A 7,044-nucleotide genomic window follows, 5' to 3' on the forward strand; every position below is an offset into this window, starting at 1 on the left:
GCGCGACATCAAGCGTGACTCGCTGGCGTGGGGGGCGTGTCCGACGATGCGTCAGCTCGGGTCAGGACGAATTGCGACATGCGGTCCTTGAGCGTGTCCGAGAGTGCGTTCATATCCCGCGCGATCTGTGAGATCTGTCGCACGGCCTGCGCCGTTTCGGCACTCGCCGTGACGATCTCGCGCAGGGCGACGACCACCTGATTGCTCGCGGTGCGCTGTTGTTGGGTCGAGAGGCTGATCTGTTGCGCCGAGCTCGAGGTCTCGCTCGCGGCCTCAACCAGGGCCTCAAGGATCTCGGCGGTCCTGGTGGAGTCCTTAATCCCCTGTTGGATGCCGGCTGAGCCTTTCTCCGAACTGATCACCAAGCGACTGATCGATTCTTGGATCTCCGAGACCTTCGCGGTAATCTCATTGGTCGATTCGGACACGGAATCGGCGAGGCGACGAATCTCGCCCGCGACGACACCGAAGCGCTTACCGGCCTCGCCGGCGGAGGAGGCCTCCAGCGCCGCGTTGAAGGCGATCAGCTTCGTCTGGTCCGCCACGGTATCGATGATCTCCATGATTTTCGAGATTTCCTTGGAGCGGGTGCCGAGCGTGAGGATTTCGTTCAGTGCGCTCTGATTGTCCTGGCCAATGCGCTGCATCTTGTCGACGAGGAGCTGCATGGCCTCCGAGCCGTGACGGGTGTCCTCGTGGGTGCGCTCGGCGATCGACACAACGGATTCCGAGTACTCGGCAATCTGGGTCGAGGATGCGGAAAGCTCTTCCATGGTGGAGGTGATCTCGGCGACCGAGGCCGACATCTCACTCGAGGTTGCGGCCTGGCCATCGACGGCCCGGGCGATTTCGCGCGAGGCGGCATGCACCGAGGAGGCGTTGGACGCGACTCCAGCGACCAATTCGTTAAGATGCCCCCGCATCTCTTCGATCACGTGCGCGAGCTGCGCGAGTTCGTCGCGGCCGTCGATCACGCTGCCCCCACTCAAATCACCGTTGGCAACCCGATTGATCTCATCGGTGAGCTGGCCAATGCGGCGGGTGATCGCCTGCGCGGTGACCAAGGCGATCCCGATGCTGAAGAGGGCTACCAGCAGGCCGATGATGGCCGCTTGCATCGTGGTTTGGTTGAGAGCGGCGACATAGGGGCTGCGGTCGATGGCCACTTCGACGACCCCGAGCGGCGTGCCTGAGTAGTCATGAACCACCTCGGCATAGACAGCCACCGGGAGCCCTCCGACAACCAGCTCGGCCATTGAGGACTGACCGGCGAAGGCCGCCTTGAGCACTTCAGGACTCAGCATGGGCTGGTCGGGATGGGTGCTGGCGAAGGTCTCGAGCTGTCCGTCCGGAAACAGATAGAGCGCCGCCTCGACACCGTAATCCGCCTTGAATTCATCGAAAAAGCCCTGCCCGAACGACATGCCGAATTCAACCGAACCCAGATGCCGCCCGTTCTCGAAGACGGGTGTCACGGCACGAGCACCCAGACCGGCGACCCCGAACTCAAGACCATGATGCGCGGCGCGCAGCGTATTGGTGTCCACCACCGACTGACGGATGCTGGTGAGGTCATCGCCGAACTTCTCGAGTAGGTGCAAACGCAGGAACGAGGTCGCTGGGGGGGTGTGGAACTGGAACTGAACGGCGTCGAAATCGCGCTCGAGGACCAGAAACGCGGGGTGGAGCTGCTCGATTAGCCAGTCGCGGTCGCCCGCCGCGAAGCGGGTTTGGATCTCAGGCATATTCGCGACCAAGGCAGTGAGTGCCTGGGCGACGCGGACCTCGTCGGCGATGCGTGTTTGCACCATGGCGACGAATTGACGCAGTTCGGCCTCCTCGGCGTTGTGGCTGACGAGCTTGAGGTTGTGGATGCTGACCAAGGTCAGCGTTGTGATGGCGAGAATGATCGCGGCGCCAATCACGAGCAGGATGTTGGCCCAGAGTCGGAGTTGCTTGAACATTCGGAACGCGTCTCGACAGAGTTCAGACCGCGCCCGATCAAGGATCTGGCGCACGAGGGAAGCCTCGCGAAGTGTAGCTGAAATCCACCCGGATCGTTCGAGTGGCGAAGGCCGCCAGGCGCGCGGCTCCAGCGGGTGTGCGCGGACGGGCTCGAATGCGCGCAGTTTTTCTCCGAGGCTTTCGGTAGACTGCTGTGGTGGATTCGCGTCGATGGGGCGTCTCTCGGCCCGCGCGGTTTGGTCTCGGTTTCTACGATTAGGTCTCAGGAGCTTTCGGCATGCACCGCACGAGCGGCATTCTGCTTCACCCGACATCCTTACCGGGTCCCTTTGGAATCGGCGATCTCGGGCCTTGCGCTTACCGCTTCGTGGATTTTCTCGCCGCCGCGGGACAGGGGCTCTGGCAGATGCTGCCGCTCGGACCCACTGGCTTCGGTGAGTCGCCGTATCAGTGCACCTCAGCCTTCGCGGGCAATCCGCTTCTCATTAGCCCCGAATTGCTCCGTGATGCCGGGTGGGTGGGCGAATCGGCCTGTGATCCCCCACCCTTTCCCACCGATCGGATCGACTTCACGCAGGTGATCGCCTGGAAGCGCAGGCTGCTGGTGGAGGCCGCGCGGGAGTTCACCTGTCAAGCGCGTGACTCAGATCGTGCCGACTACCAGCGGTTCCTGGAGACGCATGCGAACTGGCTAGAGGACTTCGTGCTGTATCAAGCCCTGAAGATCCAGCATGACCTCACGTCATGGACCGAGTGGCCGGACGCGCTCGCGCAACGAGAGCCGCGAGTCTTGGCGCGGTGGCGCGAGACGCATGCCGAGGAGCTCGAGCGGGAGCGGCTGATCCAATACTTCTTCTTTCGTCAGTGGAGCGCGTTACGTGCCTATGCCAATGAGCGCGGCGTCCGTCTGATTGGTGACATGCCGATCTTCGTTGCCCACGACTCGAGCGAGGTCTGGACCCATCGCGAGTGGTTCCAACTGGATGCGCAGGGGCATCCGACGGTGATCGCCGGGGTGCCGCCGGATTATTTCAGCGCGACCGGGCAACGCTGGGGCAACCCGCTGTATGACTGGCCACGGCTGGCCGCGGATGGCTATCGCTTCTGGGTCCAACGGCTGCGCCGCGTCCTGGACCTGGTGGATCTGGTGCGGGTCGATCATTTCCGAGGTTTCGCCGGCTATTGGGAAATTCCCGCCGCGGAGGAGACCGCGATCAACGGCCGCTGGGTTCCAGGACCGGGGATGGCTCTGTTTGATGCCCTGCGCGAGGCGCTGGGCGAGGGTCTGCCGCTGATCGCGGAGGATTTGGGCGTCATCACTGAGGATGTCGAGGCCTTACGCGATGGACTGGGTCTGCCGGGGATGGCGATCCTCCAGTTTGGCTTCGAGGACATCGAGGGCGGTTTCGGTCGTTCGGCGTTTCTCCCTCACAACCACCGCCGCGGCCTGGCGGTCTACACGGGCACGCACGACAACAATACCTTGCTCGGATGGTGGGCGCAGCGCGATGCGGCACAGCAAGAGCATGCCCGGCTCTATCTGAACAGTGATGAGACGGCGATTCACTGGGATTTCATTCGCGCCGCGCTGGGCTCGGTTGCGGCGTTCGCCATCTTCCCGCTCCAGGATGTCCTGGGTCTGGGGAGCGAAGCCTGCATGAATCGACCCGGCACCGCGGGAGGCAACTGGCTCTGGCGTTATCGCGATGAGATGCTGGACGAGGCCGCGGCTGAGCGGTTGCGCAGGCTCAGTCGTTTGTATGGACGTCTGCCCTATCCGGTTTGATCAGACGAGAGCCGTAAGGTCGCGGGATGATGCCGGGGGCGGCGGTTGGCCATCGCTGCCGTGGTCGTCCGAGCACAGCTCCTGGGATGGCTGGGTCGCGCGGGGGACAGATTCAGGTGCGGGGCGGTGCGGGGCGGTGAGGGACGCGGAGGTCCCTCACCGAGGTTGGGCGCTCATGGGGATGAGCGCCGTGCCGCATGGCTAACAGGAATGGCAGTAATAACGCGGCAAGCCAGCGAGTCGGCACGCCTGCTTGCACCCTCCATTTGGGAAGAGCGCCTCGAGATGTTTGCGCGAACAGGACACATGCGGCGAGACGCGTGCGCCGACGGTCTTGATAACGACGCGAGGCGAGGGCGGAATCTCATGCGTTCCGTAATATTCTCGCAAAAAATCGATCACCGCCCAATGACACTCGGTGAGTGCCAGCCCCTCTTCCTCGGCCAAGGCTTGCGCCACGCTGGGGTTCCAGTCGTCGAAACGGGCTAGATGGCCTTGTTTATTGAACTCGAGTTGCTGTCCAAGGTTCTGCATCGCTGACATCGGTCACTCCTCCACCCGGTGGGTGGTTTGGTCCTGCTGAGGTGGGTCTTTTGCCTTCCCGTGGCATGGGTTCCATGTTTGTGGTCTTCGCCCGAAGACAGGTCGCCAGGCTAGACAATTGTCAATGCAACGAGGTCTATGATGAACCATCCGACCTTTGGATGGAACCGAACCCAGATCAATGAGGCGGTCAATAATTCAATCTGGACTTGGTCATACCCAATCTGAGCGACCGCGTTCCCGGTTCGGTATGGGTTACATGATCACGCCATTCATCGGTTCACCGCGGTTTAGGGCCCGCGGTGGCGGCAAGGGTCGCCCCGAGGTGCAGCAGACTGAGCGGCGCCGAGCCTTCGGCCTTGTTGTTGGCAATGATGAAGACGTCACGATTGGCCGCGTCGCGCCATCGGGGGGTAAGCGCCCCAGCTCCCGCCCTCAACGGCGGGCGAGGACGACCAGGTCGTCGCCGCGTTGGATTCGGAGGCTGATGAGCGCGCCTGATTGCTGAATCGTTCGCGACAGATCATGCAGGCTGACCACCCGCTGCCCATTGACTTGCAGGATCCGATCACCCTCGCGCAGACCCGCATTCCAGGCGTTGCTGTTGGGCTGCACCGTCCCGACCGGGAGGGCGGGAACACCGCCCTGGCGATCCAACTCTCCGATCAGTGATCCCGCGAGGCTGGGGGCGATGCCTTGACCATCGACGAAGGCATGGTAGGGGTCCCAGAGGGTTGCGACCAAGCGCAGGCGCTGCCCGCCGCGCAGGATCTCGAGATCCACCCTGGTGCCGACCCGCAGCAGCGCGAGGCGATGGCGGAGATCCGCCGCGCTGTTGACCGTTGCGCCATTAATGCGCAGGATCAGATCGCCCTCCCGCACACCGGCCGCGGCCGCGGCGGAGTCTGGGACAACGTGATTGATCACGGCGCCCCGGCCGTACTCCACCCCCAGGGCGGCGGCCAACTCGGGTGTCAGATCCTGCATGGCCACGCCGAAGAGGCCCCGCTGTACGGCGCCGTGATCAATGAGTTGCTCCATGATCGCGCGGGCCATGTTGGCGGGGATGGCGAAGCCGATCCCGATATTGCCTCCCCCAGGTGCGAGGATCGCGGTATTGATCCCCACGAGTTCGCCATGCAGATTCACCAAGGGGCCGCCCGAGTTTCCCGGATTGATCGAGGCGTCGGTCTGGATGAAGCTCTCATAGCCCTCGATCCCGAGGCCCGTCCGTCCCAAACCGCTGACGATGCCTGAGGTGACCGTCTGGCTCAGCCCGAAGGGGTTCCCAATGGCGACGACGAAATCCCCGACCCTGAGTGCATCTGAGTCACCGATGGTCAGGGCCGTGAGGTGGTCGGCGGGAATGCGCAACACGGCGATGTCCGTGTCGGGATCAGCGCCGACCAGCTCCGCGAGGAGGCGCCGCCCGTCGTGGAGCGTGATCCGGATTTCGGTCGCCTTCGCGACGACGTGATGATTGGTCAACACCAGCCCCCGCGTGGCATCGACGACGATGCCTGAGCCCAAACTGTTGCCCTCGCGCCGCCGCTGGGGGATGTCGAGGAAGTGACGAAAGAAGGGATCGCGCATCAGCGGATGCTCGGCGGCGTCGATCCGGATCACGGTCGAGATGTTGACGACCGCCGGCACCGTGCGTTCCAGCATGGGCGCGAGGCTTGGAAGAGGTTGCTGATCCACGACCGCGGGCAGTGCGGCGCCAGCATCCTGACCGCTCAGGACGAGTGCAAGGCCGCCGGCGCCGATCAGGTGAAAGAGCCGCATGGATAGGATGCTCTGTTCAAGTCGCTTCTCTGAGCGTGCGATCCGATCACGACCGCGGATGGAGGTCATCGTGATTGATTTGTGCCGGGCTCGGCCCGGCGCGAGATGGGTTGGACGCGACCACTGCCTGGATCGCTGGGATCACCTTAAGATGCCGGTGTCGAGGTGTGACCACGCTCTTCCAGATCGCGTCGCTGGCGTGACCCGAACACTAGACCTCGATGTAGGGGCCGGCGTCGTTGCGGATCGCGATCTTACGTGGTTTCATCGCCTCGGGGATCTCGCGGCGCAGATCGATGTGCAGCAGGCCATTCTCAAGCCGTGCGTCACGTACCCGGACATAATCGGCGAGCTGGAACTTGCGTTCGAAGTTTCGGTTCGCGATGCCACGATACAGATAGGTCGCAGGCTCTTTCTCCTCCTCGTCCGGCCGTGTGCCGGTGACCGTGAGGATATTCTCCTTCACCTCCAGCGCTAAGTCGCGATCCGTGAAGCCGGCAACCGCCATGGTGATGCGGTAGTCGTTCTCGCCGCTGATCTCGATGTTGTAGGGCGGATAACCACCCGTGTCGGAACGGTAAGCCGATTCGAGTGCATTCGACATCCGATCGAAGCCGATCATGGAGCGGAGCAGTGGTGAGAAGTCGATATTTGTCATCGTCATATCCTCAATCTCGAGCAATATGGAAGGGCGCGTTCTATCAAGAACCGCGAGGTCCGTAGCCCTCCGGGGAGCGACTACATTATGTAAAGTAGGATCGGTTTCCGGCCTTGTCAAGGGCCGCTGATATCCATCCCGATCCCAAGGTCTCGGCTCTCGATCAAGCAGGATCTAGATGATCCTCGAACCGGGTCGGTCGAGGCGTTCGCCGAGCCCAGTCGAGGAAGCTGATGGCGTGATCACCGCGGCCTTGCGGCCCGATCTTGGCCACATCACCGAGGACTGAGGATAGGGTGGGCGGGAG

At 62.9% G+C, this 7,044-nt stretch carries 5 protein-coding genes; 1 reads left to right on the forward strand and 4 read right to left on the reverse strand.

Features of this window, described 5'->3' with window-relative positions; translation table 11 throughout:
- Positions 1-8: 8 nt before the first annotated feature.
- Positions 9-1,964 carry a methyl-accepting chemotaxis protein gene (locus CKO25_RS18675; protein WP_200389464.1) on the reverse strand — a complete coding sequence of 652 codons (1,956 nt, stop codon included), beginning with the start codon at positions 1,962-1,964 and terminating at the stop codon, positions 9-11.
- A gap of 278 nt (positions 1,965-2,242) precedes the next feature.
- Here CKO25_RS18675 and malQ point away from each other — a divergent pair, with 278 nt between their 5' ends.
- A complete protein-coding gene (gene malQ / locus CKO25_RS18680; RefSeq protein ID WP_200389465.1) occupies positions 2,243-3,751 on the forward strand; it encodes a 4-alpha-glucanotransferase in 1,509 nt (502 codons plus the stop codon).
- Between the two features lie 201 nt (positions 3,752-3,952).
- Here malQ and CKO25_RS18685 read toward each other — a convergent pair whose 3' ends face one another.
- The 3 genes from CKO25_RS18685 to CKO25_RS18695 form a co-directional block, all read right to left on the reverse strand.
- On the reverse strand, positions 3,953-4,294 hold the full coding sequence (locus CKO25_RS18685) for a TusE/DsrC/DsvC family sulfur relay protein (protein ID WP_200389466.1): 342 nt from the start codon (positions 4,292-4,294) through the stop codon (positions 3,953-3,955).
- A gap of 435 nt (positions 4,295-4,729) precedes the next feature.
- The gene (locus CKO25_RS18690) at positions 4,730-6,079 is read right to left on the reverse strand and encodes a Do family serine endopeptidase (RefSeq protein ID WP_200389467.1); all 1,350 of its coding nucleotides are present in this window, start codon (positions 6,077-6,079) and stop codon (positions 4,730-4,732) included.
- Between the two features lie 211 nt (positions 6,080-6,290).
- Positions 6,291-6,737 carry an Hsp20 family protein gene (locus CKO25_RS18695; protein WP_200389468.1) on the reverse strand — a complete coding sequence of 149 codons (447 nt, stop codon included), beginning with the start codon at positions 6,735-6,737 and terminating at the stop codon, positions 6,291-6,293.
- Between the last annotated feature and the right edge of the window lie 307 nt (positions 6,738-7,044).

Origin of the sequence: Thiocapsa imhoffii (assembly GCF_016583985.1) — a bacterium.
In the GTDB taxonomy this organism is placed as follows: domain Bacteria; phylum Pseudomonadota; class Gammaproteobacteria; order Chromatiales; family Chromatiaceae; genus Thiocapsa; species Thiocapsa imhoffii.